Genomic DNA, 25,248 nt, shown 5'->3' with positions numbered 1-25,248 from the left:
CCTGTCATGACGGATCTGGCCACACTGGCGCAGCAGACACTGGCGCGACTGGGGGCGCAGGACCCCTTCCACGACGACGGCGACCTGATCGTGCGCACCCCGATCGACGGCAGCGAACTGGGCCGGCTGCGCAGCCACACCCCAGCGGACGTCGACGACCTCATCACCACCGCTCAGGAGGCCTTCACAGCCTGGCGCACCGTCCCGGCCCCCGAGCGCGGCGCCCTGGTGCGCGAGTGGGGCAACCTGCTGCGCGAGCACAAGGACGACCTGGGCACCCTGGTCACCCTGGAGGCGGGCAAGATCCCCAGCGAGGGCGCCGGTGAGGTGCAGGAGATGATCGACATCTGTGACCTCGCCACCGGGCTGTCCCGCCAACTCTTCGGGCTGACCATCGCCTCCGAGCGCCCCGGGCACCGGATGATGGAGCAGTGGCACCCACTCGGCGTGGTCGGGGTGATCACCGCCTTCAACTTCCCCGTGGCCGTGTTCTCCTGGAACGCCGCACTGGCGCTGACCTGCGGTGACCCGGTGATCTGGAAGCCCTCGGAGAAGACGCCGCTGACGGCGTTGGGCACCCTGGCGCTGCTGGAGCAGGCAGCCCGGCGCGTGGGGGCACCGGCCGGGCTCGGCGCGGTGCTGCTGGGGGATGCATCGGTCGGGCAGGTGATGGTCGACGACGAGCGCGTGCCGCTGATCTCGGCCACCGGCTCCACCGCGATGGGCAAGAAGGTCGCCCCCCGCGTAGCCGCCCGCCTGGGCCGCACCCTGCTGGAACTGGGCGGGAACAACGCCGCGATCGTGGCCCCGAGCGCGGACCTGGACCTGACCGTGCGCGGCGTGGTGTTTCTCCGCCGTCGGTACCGCCGGGCAGCGGTGCACCACCCTGCGCCGCCTGATCGTGCACGCCGACGTCAAGGACGAACTGGTCGAGCGGTTGAAGTCGGCGTATGAGACGCTCCCGATCGGCTCCCCGCTGGACGGGGGCACTCTGGTGGGCCCGCTGCTGGAGGAGGTTTCGGCGGAGCGGTTCACCGCCGCGATCGACCGGGCCACCGCGGACGGCGGCACGCTGATCACCGGCGGCGAGCGCGTGCCCGGGCCCGGGTCCGGGGTGTACGTGCAGCCGGCGATCGTGGACATGCCCGCCCAGACCGAGGTCGTGCGCACCGAGACCTTCGCGCCGCTGTTGTACGTGCTCACCTACACCGATTTCGACGAGGCCATCGCCCTGCACAACGGCGTCACCCAAGGGCTGTCCTCCTCGATCTTCACCCGCGATGTGCTGGAGGCGGAGACGTTCCTGTCCGCGACCGGCTCGGACACCGGGATCGCCAACGTCAACATCGGGCCCTCCGGGGCGGAGATCGGTGGTGCCTTCGGTGGGGAGAAGGACACCGGCGGTGGGCGCGAGTCCGGGTCCGATGCGTGGAAGATCTACATGCGCCGGACCACCAACACAGTCAACTACTCACGCGAACTCCCGTTGGCCCAGGGGGTGGAGTTCGGATGAGCACCTCCTCGCAACGCCCGGCGTCGATGACCCCGGATCAGTTGTTCGCGATCGACTCCCTCCTGTCGGAGGAGGAGAAGGAGGTCCGGGGCACCGTTCGGGCCATGATGGACAAGCACGTGCTGCCCGACGTGGCGCAGTGGTACGAGGACGGGCAACTACCGGCCCGGGAACTGGCCCGGACCCTGGGCGAGGTGGGCCTGCTGGGCATGCACCTGCAGGGCTATGGGTGCGCGGGCATGTCCGCCACCGCCTACGGGCTGGCGTGCCTGGAACTGGAGGCCGCGGACTCGGGGATCCGATCGTTGGTCAGCGTGCAGGGGGCTCCCTGGCCATGTTCGCCATCCACGCCTTCGGATCGGAGGAGCAGAAGGAGCACTGGCTGCCGCGGATGGCCACCGGCGAGGCGATCGGGTGCTTCGGCCTGACCGAACCCGACCACGGCTCCGACCCTGCCGGGATGCGCACCACCGCCCGCCGCGACGGCAGCGACTGGGTGCTCAACGGCACCAAGATGTGGATCACCAACGGCTCCATCGCGGACGTGGCCGTGGTGTGGGCGCGTACCGAGGAGGGCATCCGCGGATTCGCCGTCCCCACCGACACCCCCGGCTTCAGCGCCCCGGAGATCGAACGGAAGATGTCCCTGCGTGCCTCGGTCACCTCCGAACTGGTGCTGCAGGACGTGCGGTTGCCCGCCGAGGCGATGCTGCCGGAAGCCCGGGGGCTGTCCGGGCCGTTGCGCTGCCTGAACGAGGCCCGGTTCGGGATCGTGTTCGGGGCGCTGGGTTCGGCCCGCACCTGCCTGCTCACCGCCCTGGAGTACGCGGGCACGCGGGAGCAGTTCGACCGGCCGATCGCCGGGTTCCAGCTCACCCAAGCCAAGTTCGCGGACATGACCCTGGAGTACGGCAAGGGCGTGCTGCTGGCACTGCATCTGGGCCGGCGCAAGGACGCCGGGGATCTGGCGCACCAGCAGGTGAGCCTGGGCAAGTTGAACAACGTGCGCGAATCGCTGGAGATCGCCCGGACCTGTCGCACCATCCTCGGTGCGAGTGGGATCAGCGCCGAGTACCCGGTGATGCGGCACGCGAACAACCTGGAGTCGGTGCTGACCTATGAGGGCACCAGCGAGATGCACGCCCTGGTGATCGGGCAGGCCCTCACGGGTATCGCCGCGTTCCGTTGAGGTGCCCGTGATGCAGGGTCCGGATGAGCACTTCGTCGAGCGGGTCCGGCAGATGGCCGGTTCCGCCGGACCGGCCGGGGTGTCCGGTGTTGCCGCGCCGGCCGGGCTAGCCGGTGCAGCGGGGTCAGCCGCTCCAGCCGGTCTGGGGCTGCCGGCAGCCGAGGCCCTGGAACTGTTCGAGGTCCAGATCGCCTCCCGCCACCTGGATCTGGTGGCCCGCGAACTACGGGCACGGAACCAGGGGTTCTACACCATCCGGTCCGCGGGCCACGAGGGCAACGCCGCCGTGGCCGCCGCACTGCGCCCCACCGACCCGGCCATGCTGCACTACCGGTCCGGGGCGTTCTATCTCCAGCGCGCCGGCCAGGTGCCCGGCATCGACGGTGAGCGCGACATCCTGCTCGGGCTGGTCGGTGCCGCCGGTGAGCCGATAGCCGGCGGGCGGCACAAGGTGTTCGGGCGCGGGGAGTTGCACGTGGTCCCGCAGACCTCCACGATCGCCTCGCACGCCCCCCGGGCGATGGGCACCGCCTTCTCCATCTCCCTGGCCGCGAAGCTGGGCGTGCCCACGCCGTGGCCCACCGACGCGGTGGTGGTCGCCAGCTTCGGGGATGCCTCGATGAACCACTCCACCGCCGCCGGCGCGGTGAACGCCGCTCTCCAGGTGGCCCACCGCGGCCTGCCGATGCCGTTGCTGATCGTGTGCGAGGACAACGGCCTGGGGCTGAGCGTGCCGAACCCGCCCGGGTGGATCGCCGCCGCCTACGCCGGCCGCACCGGGCTGCGCTACCTCCAGGCGGACGGGGCGAACCTGCCCGAGGCGCTCGCAGCGGCACGGGACGCGGCCGAGTACGTTCGCCGTCGTCGTCGGCCCACGTTCCTCCACCTACGCACGGTGCGTCTGATGGGACACGCCGGCTCGGACGTGGAGAGTGCCTACCGCCCGCCGTCGGCCATCGCCGCGGACCTGGACCGGGATCCGCTGCTGGGCACGGCCCGGTGGCTGGTGCAGGCCGGGGTGTTGCGGCCCGATGAGGTGCTGGACCGGTACGAGGCCGCCCGGGAGCGTGTGCGGCGGATGGCCCGGGAGGTGGCCGCGCTGCCCCGGTTGGCCGGCCGGGAGCAGGTGATGGGCCCACTGGCGCCGCGCCGGCCGGCGGAGGTGGCACGGGTGGTGCCGCGAGCAGGTGATGACGCGGCGCGCTCGGCGGTGTTCGGCCGCTCGCTACCGGAGGAGGGGTCCGGGCGGACGCTGGCGCAGTCGATCAACGCCGCGCTGCACGATGTGCTGGCGGCGCATCCGGGTGCACTGGTGTTCGGCGAGGACGTGGCCCGAAAGGGCGGGGTGTACGGGGTGACCCGGGGTCTGCGCAAGGCGTTCGGGCCGGCGCGGGTGTTCGACACGATCCTGGATGAGCAGACCATCCTCGGGGTCGCTCTGGGGGCGGGGCTGAGCGGTCTGCTGCCGATCCCGGAGATCCAGTACCTGGCCTACCTGCACAACGCCGAGGACCAGTTGCGCGGTGAGGCCGCCACGCTGCAGTTCTTCTCCACCGGCGCCTACCGCAATCCGATGGTGGTGCGGATCGCCGGGTACGGGTACCAGAAGGGCTTCGGGGGCCACTTCCACAACGACAACTCGGTGGCGGTGCTGCGCGACATCCCGGGCCTGGTGGTGGCCTCGCCGGCGCGGGCCGAAGACGCGGCGGCGATGCTGCGCACCCTGGTGGCCGCCGGGTTGTCCGATGGCACGGTGAGCGCGTTCGTGGAGCCGATCGCGCTCTATCACACCCGCGATCTGCACACCGAGGGCGATGGGCTGTGGACCGACCCCTATCCGGGCCCGGACCGGTGGGCGGAGGCGCAGGTGCCGATCGGGTCGGCCCGCTGCTACGGGGACGGTGCGGACCTGACCCTGGTGTCCTGGGCGAACGGGCTGCACATGAGTCTGCGGGTGGCCCGGCAACTGGAGGCCCGCGGGGTGCGGGCCCGGGTGCTGGACCTGCGCTGGTTGGCGCCGCTGCCGGAGGAGGATCTGTTGGCGGCTGCCGAGGCCACCGGCACGGTGCTCGTGGTCGATGAGACCCGCCGCTCCGGGGGAGTCTCCGAGGCGGTCGTGGCCGCGTTGATCGACGGAGGTTTCACCGGCCGGATCGGGCGGGTGACCAGCGCGGACAGTTTCGTCCCGCTCGGCGACGCCGCCCTGGACGTGCTGCTGGACGAGGACACCATCCTGCAGCGGGCCCTGGAGTTGACCCGGCCCTGAGCCCTTCAGCCGCGAACCGGTCGGAGGGGCCCCAAACCGGCCGGCTCGGGGGCTAGGAGAGCATTCGCTGGATCCGGGGGAGGAGTTCCTCCAGGCGGGCCGCGTCGCGGATCACGATCACCGCCGGGTCGGGCTCGCTCGCTGGGACACCGTGCGTACCGCCGTCGGCATCTCCGCCGGCTGCATCCGCCGGGCCGGGGCTCGCGCTGGCCGTGCTGCCGATCTGCTGCCCGCCGCCGGCCATGTCGCCGTGCTCGCCGTACCACACGAGCATGGAGTCCAGTTCGGCGATCACCTCGCGGAACCAGGGCAACGCCTCCTCGGCGCTGATCGAGCCGCGCAGCCACGCCCGCAGCACGTGGTTGTGTGCGGTCACCACCGCGTTGGCGGTGAGTTCGGCCCGCAACAGTGACGTCAGGTCCCCGCCCCACCACTGGTGGATGAAGCGCTTGAACAGCCGCTCGTACTGGTGGATGCTGGCGCGCTCACGCTCCCGGAGCGCCTCGACCTGCCGGGTCAGGCCATAGCGCTGCCGGGCCCGCTCACCCTCACCCAGGTAATGGTTCAGCACCAGCCCGGAGGCCTCGGTCAGGGCCACCTTGCCGGTGCTCGGGGTGGCGGTGGCCAGGCGGGCCTCGATCGCGGCGAGCAGATGCTCGTGGGCGGGGAAGACCACCGACTCCTTGGTGCGGAACAACCGGAAGAAGGTGGTCCGGCCCACCCCGGCCCGGGCGGCGATGTCCTCCACCGTCGTGCCTTCGTACCCGCGTTCGGCGAAGAGCTGGAACGCCGCCTCGATGACTCGCTCACGTTGGGGGTTCGGCTCGCTCATCCATCCTCCTCATGCGCACTACCACGTGTAGTTGGAACATGGTACCGTCAATATGGAACTGCGTACCAGCGCGGGCGCGCCGGACGAGGACGACCAGGAGGAAGATCCGATGACTGACACGGCATTCGCACCGAATCCGGCATTCGTGCTGCCGGAGGAGTACGTCGAACTACGCGCGGCACTGCGCGACATCTGTGAGACCAAGATCGCCCCGCACGCCGCGAAGGCGGATGAGAACAGCGAGTTCCCCGCCGAGGCGCGGGAGGCGCTCACCGCCACCGACTTCATGGCCCCGCACATCCCGGAGGCCTACGGCGGCCAGGGCGCCGATGCGCTGGCGGCCTGCATCGTGGTGGAGGAGGTGGCCCGCGTGGATGCCTCGGCCTCGCTGATCCCGGGCGTGAACAAACTCGGCAGCCTCGCGCTCATCCTGGCCGGCTCGGAGGAGCTGAAGCAGAAGTACCTGCCGCCGGTGGCCAGCGGTGAGGCGATGTTCTCCTACTGCCTGTCCGAGCCGGACGCCGGTTCCGACGCCGCCTCGATGAAGACCACCGCGGTGAAGCAGGAGGACGGCAGTTGGGTTCTGAACGGGGTCAAGCGTTGGATCACCAACGCCGGCGTCTCGGACTACTACACCGTGCTTGCCGTCACCGACCCCACCTCCCGGCACCAGCGCCACTCGGCGTTCGTGGTGGAGAAGTCCGATGAGGGTGTCTCCTTCGGTGCCCCGGAGAAGAAGATGGGCATCAAGGGCTCGCCCACCCGCGAGGTGTACCTGGACAACGTGCACATCCCGGCGGACCGGATCATCGGGCCGGAGGGCGCCGGCTTCGTGCTGGCCATGCGGGTGCTGGACCACACCCGGGTGGGGATCGCCGCCCAGGCCGTGGGGATCGCCCAGGGCGCCCTTGACCTGGCCCTGGGTTACGTCCAGGAACGCCAGCAGTTCGGCCGCCCGATCGCGGAGTTCCAGGGTCTGCAGTTCATGCTCGCCGACATGGGCATGAAGGTCGAGGCGGCCCGCCAGCTCACCTACGCCGCCGCGGGCAAGGCCGAGATCGAGGCCCCCGACCTGCCCTTCTTCGGGGCGGCCGCCAAGGCCTTCGCCTCCGACGTGGCGATGGAGGTGACCACCGACGCGGTGCAGTTGCTCGGTGGCTACGGGTACACGCGGGACTATCCTGTGGAGCGGATGATGCGCGATGCCAAGATCACCCAGATCTACGAAGGCACCAACCAGATCCAGCGGGTGGTCATGGCCAGGGAGTTGCTGAAGAAGTCCAGGAGATGAGCGTCGCCGCGCTCCGCCCGGGAGCGCGGTGGGTTCAACCGGTACCGGACTGAACCGAGGTGGCCCGCCGCGCGCCGCACCGGCGGAGGCGCAGGAGCACGGTGACGGTCACCCAGCACATGCACGAGGTCGAGGGAATGGATGGATGGAGCCAATGAAGATTGTCGTTCTGATCAAGAACGTTCCGGACACCTGGGGCCAGCGCAGGCTCGACCCCCAGACCGGGCGGGTGGACCGCGGAGCCAGCGAGGCGGTGATCGACGAGGTCGGCGAGCGGGCCATCGAGGCCGCGCTGGTCTACAAGGACGGCGCCGACGCCGAGGTCGTGGTGATGACGATGGGGCCAGAGGCGGCCAAGGAGTCGCTGCGCAAGGGTCTGGCGATGGGCGCCGACTCCGCCGTGCACGTCAAGGACGACGGCCTGGTCGGCGCGGACATGGTCCGCACCAGCGGGGTGCTCGCGGCGGCGATCAAGCAGGTCGGCTTCGATCTGGTGATCGCCGGCGACGTGTCCACCGACGGTGGCGGTGGCGTGGTCCCGGCGATGGTGGCCGAAGCGCTGGGTGTGCCGCACCTGACCCACCTGGACTCGGTGAGCATCACCGCGCAGGGCGTCTCCGGTGAGCGCGAGGCGACCGGCGGCGTGGCCGAGGTGCGCGCGGACCTGCCGGCAGTGATCTCGGTGACCGAGCGCACCCCGGAGGGCCGGTTCCCGAACTTCCGGGGCATCATGAGGGCCCGCAAGAAGCCCACCCAGGCGCTGTCCCTGGGCGACATCGCCGGGCTGCCCGAGCAGGCGGTCACCCGCACCTCGGTGCTGTCCGCCGCCCAACGCCCGGCCCGGGAGGCCGGCGTCAAGGTGGTCGATGAGGGCGACGGCGGGCAGAAGCTGTTCGAGTACCTGTCCCAAGAGAACCTGGTCTGAGGGAGGATCCATGGCGAACGTTCTTGTATTGGTCGACCTCTCCCCGACCGGGGATGTCGCAGCATCGGCCGGGCCGTTGCTGAAGGCCGCTGCCGATCTGGGCACCCCCGTCGCGGTGGTGGCCGCGGCGCCGGGGGCCGGTGACGCGTTGGTGGCACGACTCGGGTCCCTGGGTGCCGCCCATGTGCACCTTGCCGAGTCCGACGGGGTCGGTTCGGTCCTGGTGGGCCCGATGGTGGCGGCGCTGGAGCAGGCCGCCGGCCAGTACGACCCGGCGGTGGTCCTGGTGCCCGATGCGCTGGAGCCCCGTGAGGCGGGTGCCCGGTTCGCGATGCGCACCGGTGCCGGCCTGGCGGTGGACGTGACCGGGCTGCGTACCCAGAACGAGCAACTCGTGCTCACGCACTCGGTCTTCGGTGGCGAGTGGGACGTGGAGTCCACCATCGAGGGCCCACTGGCGGTGATCGCCGTGCGTGAGGGCGCGATCTCCGGCGCCGCGCCGGCCGCCGAGCCGGCGGTGACCCGCGGGTCGGTCGAGGCCGGCCACGGGGCGCCGGTGGCGAACCTGCGTGAGGCCACCGCGGCGACCGAGCGCCCCGACCTGCGCGCCGCCGACGTGGTGGTGGCCGGTGGCCGCGGCGTCGGATCGAAGGAGAACTTCGCCCTGGTGGAGCAGTTGGCCGACGCCCTCGGCGCCGCCGTGGGTGCCTCCCGTGCGGCGGTCGATGCCGGCTACGTGGCGAACTCGGCGCAGGTCGGCCAGACCGGGACCACCGTGTCCCCGAAGCTGTATATCGCGCTGGGCATCTCCGGTGCGATCCAGCACCGTTCGGGCATGCAGACCTCCAAGACGATCGTGGCGGTCGACAGCGACCCGGAGTCGGGCATCTTCGAACTGGCCGACTTCGGTGTGGTGGGCGACCTGTTCGAGGTGGTCCCGCAGTTCCTGGAGGCGTTGGAGCGTCACCGCACGCAGTGACGGCGCCGGCGCGCGTTCGGAAGTCAGCGCGGACTGCGAAGCAGGCGGCATGATGGTGGCCGGTGGGTCAGCGAGGGCGACTCACCGGCCCGTGGCCCAGGAGGAGAACACGATGAGCACGACCGGTCGGCAACGCAGCCGGGGCAAGCAGTTGGCGATCGCGATCCCGGCTGCCCTGGTGGTGCTGGTGGTGGTGGTGCTGCTGGCCCGGTGGCTGCGGGGGATGGCGGGGGTGGAGTCCTTCATCGCCACGTACGGCGGGGATGCTCCCCAGCCGGAGGCCGCTCCGGTGGGTATCCCGGGCTGGGTGGGCTGGCAGCACTTCCTGAACATGTTCCTGATCGTGCTGATCATCCGCACCGGGTGGTTGATCCGCACCACCCAGCGTCCCAAGGCGCACTGGACGGCGAAGAAGCCCGGGTTCCTGTGGGGTAAGCGCCCGCAGCGCATCAGCATGGACAAGTGGCTGCACGTGAGCCTGGATGTGCTCTGGGTCCTCAACGGCCTGGTGTTCGCGGTGCTGATCTTCGCCACCGGGCACTGGATGCGGATCGTGCCCACCAGCCTCGAGATCTTCCCCAACGCGCTGTCGGCCGCGCTGCAGTACCTGTCCCTGGATATCCCCAGTCATAGCGGGTGGGCGGCCTATAACGGGCTGCAGGTGCTGGCCTACTTCATCACGGTGTTCATCGCTGCGCCGCTGGCGGCGATCACCGGGGCGCGGATATCTCCGGCGTGGAAGCCGGAGTGGCGCGCGAGCAGACTGGTGCCGATCGAAGCGGCTCGCAAGGTTCACTTCGCGGTGATGGTGTACTTCGTGTTCTTCATCATCGTGCACGTCACGCTGGTGCTGACCACCGGTGTGCTGCAGAACCTGAACGTGATGTACGCCGCCCGTGACGAGGTCAGCTGGGTGGGCTTGGGCGTCTTCGCCGCCTCACTGGTGGTCACCGTCATCGGTTGGGTCCTGGCCCGGCCGGTGTTCCTGTCCCCGATCGCCTCCATGAGCGGCAAGGTCACCCGCTGAGGCTGATGGCCGACGACGTGGCGGGGCGATCGCGCGCAGCCGCACCCGGCCGCGGTCTGCCGTCGGGCGGCGCCTGCCCGGGCCCTGCGGTGGCGTGCGCACCGGAAGCGGGCCGGGCGTGACGAGGGCGTGGCGCGGTGGCGCTGCCGGCACCGGGGTCCGGGCGGTCCTGGCGCCGAATCCGGGGCCGATGACGCTGGAGGGCACCAACACCTGGGTGCTCCGGGCGCCCGGTCCTGCGCCCGGGGGCGGCGTCGTCGTCGACCCCGGGCCGGCCGGGGTGGCGCAGCACCTCGCTGTGGTGCACGAGGCGGCCGGGCCGGTGGCGCTGACGCTGCTGACCCACCATCACCGGGACCACACCGGCGCGGTCGCGGAGTGGACCGCGCTGACCGGTTCGGCGGTACGCGGGGCCGACTCGACTCGCCGCTGCGGGAGGGGGAGCGGATCCAGGCGGCCGGGTGGAACCTGGAGGTGCTGGCCACCCCGGGCCACACGGCGGACTCGGTGTGCCTGCTGATCCCGGAGGAGGGTGTGCTGCTCACCGGCGACACGGTGCTGGGCCGGGGGACGTCGGTGGTGCCCTGGCCCGAGGGTCACCTCGGTGACTACCTCGACTCCCTGACCCGGCTGATCTCGCTGGCACGGGAGGGCGTGGTGCGCACGATCGCCCCCGGTCACGGCCCGGTGGTGACCGAGCCGCTGGACTTCCTCAACGCCTTGCTCGCGCACCGGCGTGAGCGGTTGGACCAGGTGGACGCCGCGGTGCGCGCCGGTGCCCGCACCGCGAGCGAGGTGGTCACCGCCGTCTACGGCGACCTCGGGGAGACCCTGGCCCTGGCGGCGACGGCCACCGTGCGCGCCCAGTTGGTGCACCTGGGTCACGACCCCGCCTGACGCGGTCTCAGCGGAGCCGGGGGTTGTGGGTCAGCCGGCGGAGAGGTCGGTGGGCGCTGGGCCGCCAGCACGCCCAGCGCGCCGAGCAGCGTTCCGCTGGCGAGTCACCGCTCCGTGCCCGTCGTCTCGAGCCGATCATTGATAAGCGAGGCGATCGGGATCGCCGAGGTCGCCGCCGGCGAGGGTGCGTTACATAGATGGAGTTGACGCTGCGTGGAGCGAAACAGGAAGTCGTCCACGATCGACCCACTGCGTAGCAGGGCCTGGGCCCGGATCCCCGCCGGGTGTGGCTGGAGGTCGGTCAACTCTATGCTCGGGCAGTACTTGCGGACCAGTTCTAGGTACCGGCGGCGGAAGAGGGAGTTACCCATCTCAGTGATCCCTGTGCGTGCGTACTTGGCGGCGAAGCGCCACATGCCCGGGAAGAATGCGTAACTAGCCACGTCTGCCAGTTGCACCGAACCCCGCCGGTAGCCTTCGCGGGCGAAACCCAGGACGGCGTTGGGGCCCACGGTTACCCGTCCGTCGATGGTCGGGCTGAGGTGGATCCCCAGGAAGGGCAGTGCCGGGTCCGGTACGGGGTAGATCAAGTGGCGTACGACGTCGGAGCGTCGCGAGGGCAACTGGTAGTACTCACCGCGGAAGGGCACGATCCGGAAGTCCACTTCCAACCCGCCCATGCGGGCCAGCCGGTCGGCCTGCAAGCCGGCGCAGGCCACCAGGCGCTCGCCGCGGTACTCCCCGGTCTGAGTAGTGACGACGACGACGTCGGGTCGTTCAGCGATCTGCTGCACCTGGGCGCCGGTCACCACCCGGCCGCCCAATTCGATGATCTGGTCCGCCATGGCGCGTGCAACCCGAGTGAAGTCCACGACGCCGGTGGTCGGTGAGACCAGGGCAGCCAGGCCGCGGACGTTCGGCTCCATCTCGGCCAACCGGCTGCCTTCGATCTCCTCGAGTTCCAGGCCGTTGGCCTTCGCACGTTGAGCCAGACCACGCATCCGGTCCACCTCAACTGGAGTAGTGGCGACCACGAGTTTGCCGATGGAGCGATAGTCGATGCCGCGCTCGTCGCAGAACCGGATGGTGTGTTCCCTTCCGGCCCTGCACAGTCGCGCCTTGAGCGATCCCGGCGAGTAGTACAACCCGGCGTGGATCACCCCAGAGTTGTGCCCGGTCTGGGCGGTGGCGACGTCGTCGGCCTTCTCCAGCACAACGACGTCCGAGCCAGGACGACGCAGCAGCGCCTCTCGCGCCGTGGCCAGGCCAACGATCCCACCGCCGACAACGATCATGTTCGCAGTCTCGCCGTGGGTGGGAGATGACACCATGGGAAGGAGGCTACAGTCACCGGACCTCGTTCCGTGCTCTCGCGGACCATGGCCGCGGGGGTAGGGGATGTGGATGGGGTGGGTCAGCCGGCGGAGACGTCGGGTAGGCGGCGGGCCGCCAGCACGCCGAGGGCGCCGAGGCCGGCCAGGAACACCAGCGCCCAGTGCACTCCGAGGATGGACAGCGCCGATCTCAGGGCACCGGCGACCAGCAGGATGATGCCCATCGCCGAGTTCGACACGGCCACGTACTTGGTGCGCTGATCGCCCTCGGCCATGTCCACCAGGTAGGTCTTGCGCCCCACCCGCACCCCGGTATGGATGAGGGTGAGGGCGAAATAGGAGCCCACGAACAGTGCCACGCCCCACCCGCTGGCGCCGTCGAAACCCGGCAGCAGGGTGGCCACCACGATGGCGATCAGCAGTGCCGAGGCGATCCCGGCCCCGGCGGCCATCAGGTTGCGGCTGGAGCGGTCCGCCAGACGCCCGGCCACCGGCCCACCCAGGAGCGCCGACAGTCCCGAGGCGATGATGAAGCCTCCCAGGCCGCTGAGTTCCCCGGCCCCGGAGGTCATCGCCAGGGAGACCAGGAAGGGTGGGCTGAGGGCGGAGACCAGCAGCAGGCTGCGGACGATGACGAAGTGCCGGAACGGCTTGTCCTCGCGCAGCAACGTCACCGAGGCCACCAGCCAACCCGGGCTCCTGGTGGTACCCGGCTCCGTGGTGGCGCCCTGCCCGTGCGACGCAGCCGCCTGGGTCGCGTCGTCGTCGTCGGCTTCCTTGTCCGGCTTGTCGTAGGGCTCGCGGATGCCGGCGTAGACGAGCGCGGTCAGTACCCACAGCACCGCGCCGGCACCGAGCAGCCAGGCGATCTGCCCGGCGCCCAACTCCCCGCCGCCGAGGATCCGCAGCGCCGCCCCCAGCGTGATCGCCACGATTCCGGCGGCGGTGGTGGACAGGCCGTTGATCTGCCCGCGTTGACCCTTGGGCAGGGTGCGGCCCTGGACGTCCTTGGAGGACATCGACGTCAGCGAGCGCCCGAGGGAGAAGACGGCCAGGGCGGCCAGGATCGCCACCCCCGCACCGAGGCCGGAGCCGATCGCGGCCACCAAGGCCATCGCGGCCACCGCGACCGCCTGCACCAGGGCACCGGTGACGAACACCAGCGTGCGCCTGCGCACCCGCAGCACGAGCGGGGTGAGCATCGCCTGCGGCAGCATCGAACCGGACTCGCGGATCGGGACCAGGAGACCGGTCAACGCCGGAGGCACCCCGATGGCCTGGAACAGCCACGGCAGCACGGTGGAAGCGTTGACGGTCTGGTCTCCGCTGCTCTGCAACGCGTGCGCACCGACGAGGCGGATCCCGTTGCGCGGCACGTCGGCGCGGACCTGGTCGTCCAGGTCGGCTTCGGCCTCCGGGTCGCGTGTGACCACCGCGCTGTACAGGCGATCGCTCCTGCTCATCCGGCGTAGCCTACGGCGGTTCCCCGGGCGCCGCGGCTTGGTGGGGCTCCACGCACGGTGGTGACCGAGCAGGGTCGATCGTTGTATGCATCAGGATCGATCAATCTAGGCGAGAGTGCCGATTCCATGTCTGATGTATACAAGGGCGAGTCGAATGGCTATCGTCGGAGCCATGCTCGCCAGCGAACGCGCCTACGTGCAGTTGCGCCAGGACATCATCTCCGGCCACCTGCCTCCGGGCACCGCGCTGGGTGAGGTCGACCAGGCCGGGCGGCTGGGGGTCTCACGCACACCGCTGCGCGAAGCCCTGAGACGACTGGGCGCCGAGGGGCTGTGCGTGGTCGGCAAGGGTCGCACCTACACCGTCTCGGCCATCTCGCCGGAGGACGTGCGGCACCTGTTCGAACTGCGCGAGGCGCTCGAGACCCAGGCGGCGCGGCTGGCGGCGCTGCGGGGGGAGCCCGCCGTGTTCACCGCCCTGGCCGATCGCTTCGCCGAGGCCGCCGAACTGCTCATCCCCCAGGATCCCGAGCATGCCGGCTACTACCGGCTGGTCGCGGACCTGGACGGCGCGCTCGATGCGGCGATGCACAGCCCCGCGATCCAGCGGGCCCTGGTCTCCCTGCGTTCGCAGGTGGCGCGCGCTCGCCGGCTCTCCCGCGATGACCACCAGCGGCTGGTGCAGGCGGCGCAGGAACACCGGATGATCGCCGAGGCGATCGCCGCCGGTGACGGCACGCTGGCCGCACAGGCCACCGCCATCCACCTGCGCGCGAGCCTGGCCAGCATCCTGATCGCCCTGGACAAGGAGGCCCCCGCGGCCACCAGCGCCTGACCTGCAGCACCGCTCGACCTCTAGCACCGCTCGACCACAGATGAGGAGCACCCCACATGAGTTCCGCGGACATGGTGACCCACGACGTCCGGGTCCACCCCAGCGCCGACGGGTTGGCCCGCGAGGACCAACTCGCCTGGAAGATCGCCGAGGTCGCCGCCGACCCCGTCGAGGTTCCCGATGAGGTCACCGACATGATCATCAACCGGGTCATCGACAACGCCGCCGTCGCGACCGCTTCGTTGACCCGCGCGCCGGCCGTGGCCTCCCGGGCCCAGGCCCGGGCGCACCCCTACAACCCCGGTGCCACCGTGTTCGGCCTGGACCAGTCCGAGCGCGTCAGCCCCGAGTGGGCCGCCTGGGCCAACGGTGTGGCCGTGCGCGAACTGGACTAGTCATCACGACACCTTCCTGGCCGCCGACTACTCCCACCCGGCCGACAACATCCCGGCGATCCTCGCCGTCGCCCAGCACCTGGCCGACTCCCGGGGCCTCACCGGCACAGAGCTCATCCGCGGCATCGCCACCGGCTATGAGATCCAGGTGAACCTGGTGCGGGCGATCTGCCTGCACGAGCACAAGATCGACCACGTCGCCCACCTGGGCCCCTCGGCCGCGGCCGGCATCGGGACCCTGCTCGGTCTGGATGCCACCACGATCTTCCAGGCCGTCGGCCAGGGGCTGCACACCACCACCGCCACCCGGCAGTCCCGCAAGGGCCAGATCTCCACCTGGAAGGCCCACGCCCCCGCCTTCGCCGGGAAGATGGCCGTGGAGGCCGTCGACCGGGCCATGCGCGGGCAGACCTCCCCCGAGCCGATCTACGAGGGCGAGGACGGCGTGATCGCCTGGATGCTGGACGGACCGCAGGCGCACTACCGGGTGCCGCTGCCGGCGGCCGGCGCACCGAAACGCGCCATCCTGGACACCTACACCAAGGAGCACTCCGCGGAGTACCAGTCCCAGGCGCTGATCGACCTGGCCCGCAAACTGCACAACGAGCGGCCCGAGCTCCGCGACCCTGACAGCGCTGCCAACATCGCAGGCATCGTGATTCACACCTCCCATCACACCCACTACGTGATCGGATCCGGCTCAGGCGACCCGGAGAAGTACGACCCCACCGCCTCCCGGGAGACCCTGGACCACTCCATCCCCTACATCTTCGCCGTCGCCCTGCAGGACGGCGCCTGGCACCATGCCCGTTCCTACGCCCCCGAACGCGCCGCCCGCGAGGACACCGTCGCGCTGTGGCACAAGATCACCACCGCAGAGGACCCCGAGTGGACCCGCCGCTACCACTCCAAGGACCCCGATGAGAAGGCCTTCGGTGGCCGGGTGGAGATCACCCTGACCGACGGCTCGACGATCGTGGAGGAGATCGCCGTCGCCGATGCCCACCCCTACGGCGCCCGCCCCTTCGGCCGGGAGCAGTACGTCGCCAAGTTCTCCCGCCTGGCGCAGGGTGTACTGGACGACGGCGAGATCGAGCGGTTCCTGGACGTCGCCCAGCGCTTGCCGCACCTGAGCGGAGCGGAGTTGGGCGAGTTGACCATCACCGCTCCGGCCGGTCTGCTGGCCGGCGCGAGCGCCCCGGGCGGGATCTTCTGATGTTGCACGCCTCCACACCGGCGCACGTCAAGCGCGCGCGGCTCCGCGAGCGGCTCGCCGGCGGCGACCTGCTCAGCTTCCCCGGTGCGTTCAACCCGCTGAGTGCCCAACTCATCCAGGACAAGGGCTTCGACGGCGTCTACATCTCCGGGGCGGTGCTCTCGGCCGACCTGGGCCTGCCCGACATCGGTCTGACCACCCTGACCGAGGTCGCGGGCAGGTCCCAGCAGATCGCGCGGGTCACCGACCTGCCGGCCCTGGTGGATGCCGACACCGGGTTCGGCGAGCCGATGAACGTGGCCCGCACCGTACACGCCCTGGAGGACGCCGGGGTGGCGGGCCTGCACATCGAGGACCAGGTCAACCCCAAGCGGTGCGGGCACCTGGACGGTAAACAGGTCGTGGACGCCGCCACGGCCACCAAGCGGATCCGCGCCGCCGCCGAGGCCCGCCGCGACGACAACCTGCTGATCATGGCCCGCACCGACATCCGCGCGGTCGAGGGTCTCGACGCGGCCAAGGACCGGGCCAAGGCCCTGGTGGACGCCGGGGCCGACGCCATCTTCCCCGAGGCGATGCGTGACCTGGCCGAGTTCGAGGCGGTGCGCGCCGCCGTCGACGTCCCGGTGCTGGCGAACATGACCGAGTTCGGCAAGTCCGAACTGTTCACCCGCGACCAACTCGCCGGTGCCGGGATCGCCATCGTCATCTACCCTGTGTCGCTACTGCGACTTGCCATGGGCGCGGCCGAACGGGGCCTGGAGACCCTGCAGGCGCAGGGCACCCTGGCCGGCGTCGTGGATCAGATGCAGCACCGTGCCCGCCTGTACGAACTCATCGACTACGAGGCCTACAACGCGTTCGACGCCTCGGTCTTCACCTACACACCCGCCCCGACCCCCGGTACCTCCCCCACCGGCACGGCCCCCGGCGATGCCGGGGACGAAGCCACAACGAAGGAGTGAACATGAGCAACGAAGCCCCCGAGATCAAGAAGGGCCTGGCCGGCGTCTACGTCGACGAGACCGCCATCTCCAAGGTCAACCCGGACACCAACTCCCTGCTGTACCGCGGCTACCCGGTGCAGGAACTGGCCGAGCAGTGCAGTTTCGAGCAGGTCGCCTACCTGCTCTGGCACGGCGAGATGCCCACCGAAGAGCAGTTGGCCGACTTCGAGCGCACCGAGCGCTCCCAGCGCGCCCTGGCCGACAACGTGCGGTCCGTGATCGACTCCATCCCGCACACCGCACACCCGATGGACGTGGTACGCACCGCCGTCAGCGTCGTCGGTGCCAACGATCCCGACGCCGGGGACGACTCCGAGGCCGCCGACCTCACCAAGTCGGTGCGGCTGCTCGCCCAGCTGCCCGCCGTCGTCGCCTATGACCAGCGCCGTCGGCGCGGCGAGGACCTGGTGCCCCCGCGTGAGGACCTGGGGTACGCCGAGAACTTCCTGCACATGACCTTCGGATCGGTGCCCGCCGACGTCGTCGTCGATGCCTTCCGTGTCTCCCTCATCCTGTACGCCGAGCACTCCTTCAACGCCTCCACCTTCACCGCCCGGGTGGTCACCTCCACCCTGAGCGACCTGTACTCGGCGGTGGTGGCCGCGATCGGTGCGCTCAAGGGTCCGCTGCACGGCGGGGCGAACGAGGCGGTGATGAACGTGTTCGACGAGATCGGCGAAGCGGACAACGCCGAGGTGTGGTTGGAGCAGGCGCTGGCCGAGAAGCGCAAGATCATGGGCTTCGGTCACCGCGTGTACAAGAAGGGCGATTCGCGGGTGCGAGAGCATGAAGGCAGCCCTGGACAGCCTGGTGGCGCACTACGACCGTCCGGACATCGCCGCGATGTATGACAACCTCGAGAACGCGATGACCTCCCGCAAGGACATCAAGCCGAACCTGGACTACCCCTCCGGCCCGGCGTACCACCTGATGGGCTTCGACACCGAGATCTTCACCCCGTTGTTCGTGGCCTCCCGGATCACCGGCTGGACCGCCCACATCATGGAGCAGCGGGCCTCCAACGCGCTGATCCGGCCGTTGAGCGCTTACAACGGCCCGGATGAGCGGCACCTGGGTTAGTCGCGACCGAAGGACACCGACGACGTCCACGCCACAACCGCATCGGGTCAGGCACAACCGCATCCGGGTCAGGCACAACACTGCCCAACGATGCCGGATTGTCCTGGCAATGATGCCCATGTTCCCGGCGCCCGCGCGTGGCTAACGTTAGGCGGTACAGATGTTCGCCGGCGAAGGGATGCGGGGCGTGGCCAGGATCTCCCTGAACGAGGTGATCGAGACCGTCCTCGATCCGGAATCCTTCGAGCCGTGGGACGCACCGCCCACCCAGCCGGACTACGGGCCCGCCTACGTCGCCCAGCTCGCGCGGGCCACCCAGCGCAGCAGTGCCGACGAGGCGGTCGTGACCGGGCGGGCCGTCCTCGGTGGGTACCGGGTCGCCGTCATCGTCGGCGACTTCGACTTCCTCGCCCGGTTCCCTCGGTGCCGCTGCCAGCGAGCGGATCACGCTGGCGTTCGAACGGGCCACCGCCGAGGGGTTGCCGGTGCTGGCCTCGCCGACGTCCGGCGGCACCCGGATGCAGGAGGGCACCCCGGCGTTCCTGCACATGATCAAGATCAGCCAGGCGGTGCTGGCCCACCGCGCCGCCGGGTTGCCCTACCTGGTCTACCTGCGCGACCCCACCACCGGGGGCGCACTGGCGTCGTGGGGGTCCCTGGGCGACCTCACGATCGCCCAGCCCGGAGCGCTCGTGGGCCTGCTCGGTCCCCGGGTGCGGGAGATCATGCTCGGCGAACCGCTGCCCGAGGGCGTGCAGCAGTCCGAGAGCCTGGCCCGCAAGGGTGTGATCGACGGGGTGGTGCCGCTGGGAGAACTGCGGACGACGGCGGTCAAGGCCCTGCGGGTGCTGACCTCGCCCCAGGAGCCGGTCGGGGAGCGTTTCGTCGATGCGACGATCGCGACCGACCGGGCCCCGTGGGACTCGGTGCAGGCGACTCGCAATCCGGACCGGCCCCGGCTGCACCACCTGTTGCAGCACGCGGCGGAGGTGTTCATTCCGCTGCGCGGCACCGGGACCGGGGAGTCGGACGGGACCATCACGGTGGGCCTGGCCCGGTTCCCTGGGCTGTCCTGTGTGCTCATCGGCCAGGACCGCCGGCCCCGCCGGGACGCCTCGCTCAGCCCGGCGGCGCTGCGGGTGGCCCAACGCGGCTTCCACCTGGCCGAGGAGCTGGACCTGCCGCTGGTCACCGTGATCGACTCACCGGGCCCGGAGTTGACCACCGAGGCCGAGCACGGCGGGCTGGCCGGTGAGATCGCGCGCACGGTGGCGGCGCTGGCCACGGTGCGGGTGCCGGTGGTCTCCACGATCCTGGGCGAGGGCAACGGTGTGGCCGCCCTGGCCCTGCTGCCGGCCGATCGCACCGTGTGCGCCGAGAACGGCTGGGTGGCGCCGCTGCCGCCCGAGGGCGCCAGCGCGATCATCCACCGCACCGCGGACCGTGCGGCGGACATGGCGGCGGCGCACCGCATCCGGGCGGTGGACCTGCTCGAGACTGGTGCCGTCGACGAGATCGTGCCCGAGCGACCCGACGCCGCCGAGGAGCCCGCCGCGTTCTGCCGCCGACTGATCGCCTCGGCTACGGCGCACCTTGCCGAACTCATGGCGATGAGGACCGAGGAGCGCCTGGGGATTCGTCATGATCGGTACCGGTCGATGAGGTAGGCCAGGGGGTTGGTGGTGGTGCTGGCGGTGGCGCTCGCGGTGGTGCTGGGACTGCGGTGCTCGTGGTGGTCCGGGGACTGCGGTGCTGGTGGTGGCGCTCGGGTGGCGACGCTGTCGAGGTGGCGCTGCGGGGCGCGAGGACGAGCGGTGTTGGAACAGGGCGTTCGAAACCCTTGATTCGAACGGGCGTTCGTAGTAATGTTGGGTTATGGCGGTACACCCCCTCCCCACCATCTCGCCCACCCAGGGCGTGCATGCGGCGCTGGATGAGTTGGCGCAGATGGATCCGGGTGGGCTGAGCGATGTGGGTCAGGCGCAGTTGCTGGTGGACCTCAAGCGGATCGAGTCGCGGGTGTGCGCCTACCGCCTCAAGGTGTTGGCGGCGGCGGAGAAGGCCAAGGCGGCCGAGCGGGCCGGGGATGCGGACACGGCATCATGGGCGGCGAAGCGCACCAATGAAGATGGCCGCGAGACCAGCCGGCAGACGAAGTTGGCCACTCGGATCAAGGACCGCAGTTCGACGCAGAAGGCGCTGGACGGGGGAGAGATCTCCCAGGAGCACGCCGAGACGATCGTCGGTGCGGGAGAGAAACTTCCCGGCGGATCTCAGCGCCGCGGAACGCAAACGGGTCGAGGATGACCTGGTTGAGAAGGCCAAGACGATGCCGCCCTCGGTGTTGCGGCAACGGGCTCGCCGAGCGCTGGAAGCCATCGAGAGGCAGCGTGATGAGGTCGATGCTCACGAAGAGGGCCAGGTGGCCGACGAGGAGGAGCGGGCCAGGGCGCGCACCAGGGTGACACTCCGGGATAACCAGGACGGAACGGTCACGGGCCACTTCACCGTGCCGGTGTTTCATGGGCACCTGTTGCGCAAGTTGCTCCAGACCATGACCGCACCGCGCCGGGAGAACCGCAAGGACCAGGACGGCGCAGCCAGCGGAGGCGTTGAGGATTGCGGGTCCGGCAGCCCGGCCGCCGTCGGGAGTAGCCCGGGTGGTGCTGGCGCTGCTGGCGCTGCTGGCGGTGCTGGCGGTGCTGGCGCGGCTGGCGCGGCTGGCGGTGCTGGCGGTGGGAGTGGCGCGGGTGGCGCGGGTAGTGCAGGTGGCTCGGGTGTCGCCGGTAGGGCCGGAGGTGCCGGTGCGGGTGCCTCGGCGCAGGAGTCGGGCGATCTGGTCGGTCTGCCTGATCCGGGTCGGGTGGCCCAAGCCAGGCGGGCCGACTGGGCCCACGCCCACGGCCTGGCACTGTGTGAGTTGATCGAGCACCTGCCCACCGATCACCTGAGCCCCAAGACCGCCGCGACGATCGTGGTCACCCTCGATGAAGAGGTTCTGCGCGGGCGGCTGGCAGCAGCCGGGCTGGACACCGGGGAGAAGATCTCGGCCGCCCAGGCGCGCCAACTGGCCTGCAACTCCGGTCTGGTTCCGGTGGTGCTGGGTGGGAAGTCGGTGCCGCTGGACCTGGGTCATAGCGCCCGGTTCTTCAGCGAATCCCAGCGCACCGCACTGTCGGTCCAACACACCGCCTGTGCCGCCGACGGATGTCAACGACCGTATGCGTGGTGCGAGTTGCACCATCTGAAACCGTGGGCCGACGGCGGGCGCACCGACCTGGACCAGGCAGTGCCGCTATGCCACCGACATCATCGACTCATCCACGATCATCGCTACCACCACACCCGCTCGCCAGGCGGCACGGTCACCTTCGCGATGCGCGAATAGGGCGCGGGCGTTGTGCGGGTGAGGTGTGGGACGCAGCCGGCCGTGCGGGAGATGAGTGTTGCGCGCGCCCGGGCGTGCGCGCGCCCGTGCGTGCGCGCGCCCGTGCGTGCGCGCGGGCGGTGCGTGCGTTGTGGTCTAGTCGCTGTGGTGGATGCGGCCATCGGTTCGGGACAACGACTCGCCGCTGCCCTTCCACCGGTTGGCGATGATCTCCGCCGCGATGGACACCGCGGTCTCCTCCGGGGTGCGCCCGCCCAGGTCCAGGCCGATGGGGCTGTGGATCCTGGCTAGCTGGTCCTCGGTGGCCCCCGCTTCGCGGAGCCGGTCCATCCGGTCCTTGTGAGTGGTCCGTGAACCCATCGCGCCGATGTAGCACCGCTGCGGCAGATCGAGCGCTTGCGCCGGCAGTTGCGGGCCGCCCGCGGCACCGACGAGCCGTTCTTCGACCGCGGCCCGGGTTATGCCAGCCTGTCCGGTGGTGCCCACAGTTCGTCCTACGACTACCTGTGAGGTGTGCCGATGCGCGTGGTCGTCACCGGTGCCGGCGGTAAGACGGGCCGGGCCGTCATCGCGGGGCTGCGCCGGGCCGGGCACGAGCCGATCGCCCTGGTGCGGCGCGCGTCGGCGGCCCAGGAGTTCCGCGGCCAGGGTGTGGCGGCCCGCACCGCCCACTTCACCGATGCGGCGGCGTTGACCGAGGCGTTCGGTGGTGCCGACGCGGTCTATCACGTGCCCCCGAACATGCACCCGGAGGAGGACGCGATCGGGGCCCGGGTGGCCGATGCCGCGGTGGTGGCCGGGGTACGCCGCCTCATTCTGCACTCGGTGCTGGCCCCGTACGTGCCCGCGATGCCGCACCACCTGCGCAAAGCCCGCACCGAACTGGCGCTGCGCACTCGCCCGTTGCACTGGACCATCGTGCAACCGGCCACCTACGCCCAGAACCTGCTCGGCTACCTGGAACCTGCCCGCACCGAGGGCTCATTTGATCGACCTGGTCAACGCCGCGTTCGCCGACCTGGTGTTGGCGGAACTGATGGAGCGGCTCAACGCCGCCGGTGTGCCCGCCGGGGAGGTGCGCACCCTGGACCGGGTCTACGACTGGGACCAGACCCGCTCCCAGGGCCTGCTCATCGACGTGGAGCACCCCGACCTCGGCACCGTGCAACTGCCCGGCCCGCCGCTGCGCTGGTTCGACGCCGAGGGGGAGCGCTGCCGGGAGGAGCGCCTCGCGCCGCCGGCGCTGGGCGGTGATGAGGCGGCGATCCGGGCCTGGTTGGAACAGACGCCGGCGCGCTGACGCGCACTGAACCGCAAGCGCACCTTGGCCGGGGCAGGCCCTGACGAAACCTGCTCGCCCACCGGGCGCAGGGAGGCGCCCGCGTGTGGGGTCGGCTAGGGCTGCGCGGAGCGTTCGTCCAGTTGGGTGATGAACGACTCGGCGGCGGCGAGTTGGGCCGCGAGTCCGTCACGCCGTGTGGTGGCCGCCTCCCGGAGGGCGATGAGCTGGCTCGTGAGCTCCGCGCGGCGGGAGGCGGTGGGCTCGGCGTCGAGTTCGGCGATCACGTCGAGGACCTCGCGCATCTCCTCGAGGCTGTACTCCAGCGGCTTCATCTTCTTGATCAGTTCGAACTGGGAGACGTCGCTGTCGGTGTAGAGCCGGAAGCCTCCTTCGGTCCTGCTGGAGGGAGTGACCAGACCGACTTCGCCGTAGTAACGGATGGTGCGCTGGGACAGGCCGGTGCGTTCGGCCACTTCCCCGATCTGCATGTGCGCAGCCATAGCCCTCCTTCTCCGGTCGCCTGACTCTACCGGCTGGCACTCCCGCTCTACCGGGTCGAGCGATGGCGCCGATGGCCGGCACCCCGCGGGGCGAGGAACCTCACACAAACTCTACCCTCTCGTTAGGGTAGAGTTTCGGTCGGACTGCGCAGGTGCCGTCGATGATGCCCAGCACCTGGGCGCCTCGACGCTCAACGGCGCGCCGTGACCGTGACCATCGGCGAGTACCGCCGCTGAAACCCCCGGAGTCTCTTTGTCCACGCCTGCTGCTGCCCAGCCCGACCGCCGGAGCGCCCCGCGTCCGCCCCGGCGTACCCCGATGCAGCGCCGCAAGGCGCGCACCGAGGACGTCACCTCGGTGATCGGTACGCTGCGCAGCCCGCGCAGGTTGCGCACCGAGGTGCTGGCCGGGCTGGTGGTGGCCCTGGCACTGATTCCGGAGGCGATCAGTTTCTCCATCATCGCCGGGGTGGACCCGCGGGTGGGGCTGTTCGCCTCCTTCACGATGGCGGTGTCCATCGCGTTCCTGGGTGGGCGCCCGGCGATGATCTCGGCGGCCACCGGCGCGATCGCGCTGGTGATCGCCCCGGTGATGCGCGAGCACGGGATGGACTACTTCATCGCCACGGTGATCCTGGCCGGGATCATCCAGGTGCTCTTCGCCGTGCTCGGGGTGGCCCGGTTGATGCGGTTCATCCCGCGCAGCGTGATGGTCGGGTTCGTCAACGCCCTGGCGATCCTGATCTTCATGGCGCAACTGCCGTACCTGACCGGGGTGAGCTGGCTGGTCTACGTGATGGTGGCCGTGGGCATCGCGATCATGGTGTTCCTCCCGAAACTCACCGCGGTGGTGCCGGCGCCGCTGGTGGCGATCGTGGTGCTTACCACCGTCACCGTCGCCTTCGCGTTCGCGGTCCCGAACGTGGGCGATCAGGGCGAGTTGCCGGACTCGCTGCCCTCGTTGTTCCTGCCCGATGTGCCCCTGAACCTGGAGACCTTGCAGATCATCGGCCCGTTCGCGGTCGCGATGGCGCTGGTGGGGGTGATGGAGTCGCTGATGACGGCCAAGCTGGTCGACGACGTGACCGACACCCACTCCAACAAGACCCGGGAGACCTGGGGGCAGGGCGCGGCGAACATCATCACCGGCTTCTTCGGCGGCATGGGCGGGTGCGCGATGATCGGCCAGACCATGATCAACGTGAAGGCCTCCCGGGCCCGCACGCGCATCTCCACCTTCCTGGCCGGGATCTTCCTGCTCATCCTGGTGGTGGGCTTCGGCGACGTCATCGGGCAGATCCCGATGGCTGCCCTGGTGGCGGTGATGATCATGGTCTCGGTCGCGACGTTCGACTGGCACTCCATCCGGCTCAACACGCTGCGCCGGATGCCCAAGAGCGAAACCGCCGTGATGCTCACGACCGTGGTGATCACGGTGGCCACGCACAACCTGGCCTATGGGGTGCTGGCCGGGGTCGTGGTGGCCGCGGTGATGTTCGTCAACCGGGTGGCCCACTTCACCGAGGTCATCGAAGTGGACCGCCCCGATGAGGACACCCGCGTCTACGCCGTCATCGGCGAGTTGCTCTGGGCCTCCTCCAACGACCTGATCTACCAGTTCGACTACACCGGGGACCCCAAGAACGTCGTCATCGACCTGTCCCAGTCCCACATCTGGGACGCCTCCACCGTGGCCACCCTCGATGTCATCACCACCAAGTACGCCGACAAGGGCAAGACGGTCACCATCACCGGGCTCAACGAAGCCAGTTCCGAACGCCACGCCCGGTTGGCGGGGCACCTGAACAACGGCCACTAACGATGACATC

General features: G+C 70.3%; 19 protein-coding genes and 5 pseudogenes. 19 read left to right on the top strand and 5 right to left on the bottom strand.

What is annotated here, in order from left to right; all coding sequences use genetic code 11:
- Window positions 1–6: 6 nt before the first annotated feature.
- From ACRRRO_RS06765 to ACRRRO_RS06750, 4 genes and pseudogenes are all read left to right on the top strand, one after another.
- A complete protein-coding gene (locus ACRRRO_RS06765) occupies window positions 7–954 on the top strand; it encodes an aldehyde dehydrogenase family protein (protein WP_434081278.1) in 948 nt (315 codons plus the stop codon).
- A complete protein-coding gene (locus tag ACRRRO_RS06760; RefSeq protein ID WP_434081277.1) occupies window positions 902–1,513 on the top strand; it encodes an aldehyde dehydrogenase family protein in 612 nt (203 codons plus the stop codon). Before ACRRRO_RS06765 ends, ACRRRO_RS06760 begins: the two co-directional genes overlap by 53 nt.
- Window positions 1,510–2,702 (top strand): annotated as a pseudogene (locus ACRRRO_RS06755) (acyl-CoA dehydrogenase family protein). The gene ACRRRO_RS06760 and the pseudogene ACRRRO_RS06755 overlap by 4 nt, the downstream one beginning before the upstream one ends.
- A 10-nt stretch (window positions 2,703–2,712) precedes the next feature.
- Complete coding sequence (locus ACRRRO_RS06750) at window positions 2,713–4,968, top strand: thiamine pyrophosphate-dependent enzyme (protein WP_424795688.1); 2,256 nt, start codon at window positions 2,713–2,715, stop codon at window positions 4,966–4,968.
- 52 nt (window positions 4,969–5,020) lie between these two features.
- On the opposite strand, the gene ACRRRO_RS06745 is transcribed toward ACRRRO_RS06750, so the two are convergent.
- On the bottom strand, window positions 5,021–5,800 hold the full coding sequence (locus ACRRRO_RS06745; protein WP_424795689.1) for a TetR/AcrR family transcriptional regulator: 780 nt from the start codon (window positions 5,798–5,800) through the stop codon (window positions 5,021–5,023).
- A 109-nt stretch (window positions 5,801–5,909) separates the two neighbouring features.
- Between ACRRRO_RS06745 and ACRRRO_RS06740 the strand changes: the two genes are divergently transcribed.
- The 5 genes and pseudogenes from ACRRRO_RS06740 to ACRRRO_RS06720 all read left to right on the top strand — a co-directional run bounded on the left by ACRRRO_RS06740 (window position 5,910) and on the right by ACRRRO_RS06720 (window position 10,919).
- On the top strand, window positions 5,910–7,091 hold the full coding sequence (locus ACRRRO_RS06740) for an acyl-CoA dehydrogenase family protein (RefSeq protein ID WP_424795690.1): 1,182 nt from the start codon (window positions 5,910–5,912) through the stop codon (window positions 7,089–7,091).
- 154 nt (window positions 7,092–7,245) lie between these two features.
- Window positions 7,246–8,016, top strand: a complete 771-nt coding sequence (locus tag ACRRRO_RS06735) for an electron transfer flavoprotein subunit beta/FixA family protein (RefSeq protein ID WP_424795691.1) — start codon at window positions 7,246–7,248, stop codon at window positions 8,014–8,016.
- Window positions 8,017–8,026: 10 nt separating this feature from the next.
- Window positions 8,027–8,995: an electron transfer flavoprotein subunit alpha/FixB family protein gene (locus tag ACRRRO_RS06730; RefSeq protein ID WP_424787133.1), complete on the top strand. Its 969-nt coding sequence runs from the start codon at window positions 8,027–8,029 to the stop codon at window positions 8,993–8,995.
- Between the two features lie 112 nt (window positions 8,996–9,107).
- On the top strand, window positions 9,108–10,022 hold the full coding sequence (locus ACRRRO_RS06725; RefSeq protein ID WP_424795692.1) for a cytochrome b/b6 domain-containing protein: 915 nt from the start codon (window positions 9,108–9,110) through the stop codon (window positions 10,020–10,022).
- Between the two features lie 190 nt (window positions 10,023–10,212).
- Window positions 10,213–10,919: pseudogene (locus tag ACRRRO_RS06720) on the top strand (MBL fold metallo-hydrolase).
- 104 nt (window positions 10,920–11,023) lie between these two features.
- On the opposite strand, the gene lhgO reads toward ACRRRO_RS06720, so the two are convergent.
- Both lhgO and ACRRRO_RS06710 read right to left on the bottom strand, forming a co-directional pair.
- The gene (gene lhgO, locus ACRRRO_RS06715) at window positions 11,024–12,250 is read right to left on the bottom strand and encodes an L-2-hydroxyglutarate oxidase (protein ID WP_424795694.1); all 1,227 of its coding nucleotides are present in this window, start codon (window positions 12,248–12,250) and stop codon (window positions 11,024–11,026) included.
- Window positions 12,251–12,333: 83 nt separating this feature from the next.
- A complete protein-coding gene (locus ACRRRO_RS06710; RefSeq protein ID WP_434081276.1) occupies window positions 12,334–13,716 on the bottom strand; it encodes an MFS transporter in 1,383 nt (460 codons plus the stop codon).
- Window positions 13,717–13,870: 154 nt separating this feature from the next.
- On the opposite strand from ACRRRO_RS06710, the gene ACRRRO_RS06705 reads away from it, so the two are divergent.
- From ACRRRO_RS06705 to ACRRRO_RS06675, 7 genes and pseudogenes are all read left to right on the top strand, one after another.
- Complete coding sequence (locus tag ACRRRO_RS06705; protein WP_424795696.1) at window positions 13,871–14,551, top strand: GntR family transcriptional regulator; 681 nt, start codon at window positions 13,871–13,873, stop codon at window positions 14,549–14,551.
- Between the two features lie 71 nt (window positions 14,552–14,622).
- A pseudogene (locus tag ACRRRO_RS06700) lies at window positions 14,623–16,162 on the top strand (MmgE/PrpD family protein).
- Window positions 16,162–17,127, top strand: coding sequence for a methylisocitrate lyase (prpB, locus tag ACRRRO_RS06695; protein ID WP_424795697.1), 966 nt, complete (start codon window positions 16,162–16,164; stop codon window positions 17,125–17,127). Before ACRRRO_RS06700 ends, prpB begins: the two are co-directional and overlap by 1 nt.
- A 2-nt stretch (window positions 17,128–17,129) precedes the next feature.
- A pseudogene (locus ACRRRO_RS06690) lies at window positions 17,130–18,249 on the top strand (bifunctional 2-methylcitrate synthase/citrate synthase).
- Between the two features lie 365 nt (window positions 18,250–18,614).
- A complete protein-coding gene (locus ACRRRO_RS06685) occupies window positions 18,615–19,916 on the top strand; it encodes a carboxyl transferase domain-containing protein (RefSeq protein WP_424795698.1) in 1,302 nt (433 codons plus the stop codon).
- A 208-nt stretch (window positions 19,917–20,124) separates the two neighbouring features.
- A complete protein-coding gene (locus ACRRRO_RS06680) occupies window positions 20,125–20,556 on the top strand; it encodes a hypothetical protein (RefSeq protein ID WP_424795699.1) in 432 nt (143 codons plus the stop codon).
- Window positions 20,495–21,637, top strand: a complete 1,143-nt coding sequence (locus tag ACRRRO_RS06675; protein WP_424795700.1) for an HNH endonuclease signature motif containing protein — start codon at window positions 20,495–20,497, stop codon at window positions 21,635–21,637. Before ACRRRO_RS06680 ends, ACRRRO_RS06675 begins: the two co-directional genes overlap by 62 nt.
- A 135-nt stretch (window positions 21,638–21,772) precedes the next feature.
- Here ACRRRO_RS06675 and ACRRRO_RS06670 read toward each other — a convergent pair whose 3' ends face one another.
- Window positions 21,773–21,997, bottom strand: coding sequence for an XdhC family protein (locus tag ACRRRO_RS06670; protein ID WP_424795796.1), 225 nt, complete (start codon window positions 21,995–21,997; stop codon window positions 21,773–21,775).
- Window positions 21,998–22,156: 159 nt separating this feature from the next.
- On the opposite strand from ACRRRO_RS06670, the pseudogene ACRRRO_RS06665 reads away from it, so the two are divergent.
- Together ACRRRO_RS06665 and ACRRRO_RS06660 are read left to right on the top strand one after the other, a co-directional pair.
- Window positions 22,157–22,549: pseudogene (locus ACRRRO_RS06665) on the top strand (SDR family oxidoreductase); the annotation flags it as partial.
- Between the two features lie 73 nt (window positions 22,550–22,622).
- Window positions 22,623–22,937 carry a CoA transferase gene (locus ACRRRO_RS06660; protein WP_424795701.1) on the top strand — a complete coding sequence of 105 codons (315 nt, stop codon included), beginning with the start codon at window positions 22,623–22,625 and terminating at the stop codon, window positions 22,935–22,937.
- Between the two features lie 95 nt (window positions 22,938–23,032).
- Here ACRRRO_RS06660 and ACRRRO_RS06655 read toward each other — a convergent pair whose 3' ends face one another.
- Entirely contained in the window at window positions 23,033–23,419 is a 387-nt protein-coding gene (locus ACRRRO_RS06655) for a MerR family transcriptional regulator (RefSeq protein WP_424795702.1), read from the bottom strand.
- Window positions 23,420–23,738: 319 nt separating this feature from the next.
- Between ACRRRO_RS06655 and ACRRRO_RS06650 the strand changes: the two genes are divergently transcribed.
- The gene (locus ACRRRO_RS06650) at window positions 23,739–25,238 is read left to right on the top strand and encodes a SulP family inorganic anion transporter (RefSeq protein ID WP_424795797.1); all 1,500 of its coding nucleotides are present in this window, start codon (window positions 23,739–23,741) and stop codon (window positions 25,236–25,238) included.
- The last annotated feature ends 10 nt before the right edge of the window (window positions 25,239–25,248 follow it).

Origin of the sequence: Sanguibacter sp. Z1732, from assembly GCF_051020515.1 — a bacterium.
Lineage (GTDB): Bacteria > Actinomycetota > Actinomycetes > Actinomycetales > Beutenbergiaceae > CALKWS01.
This window is presented reverse-complemented; position numbering and strand designations above follow the sequence as displayed.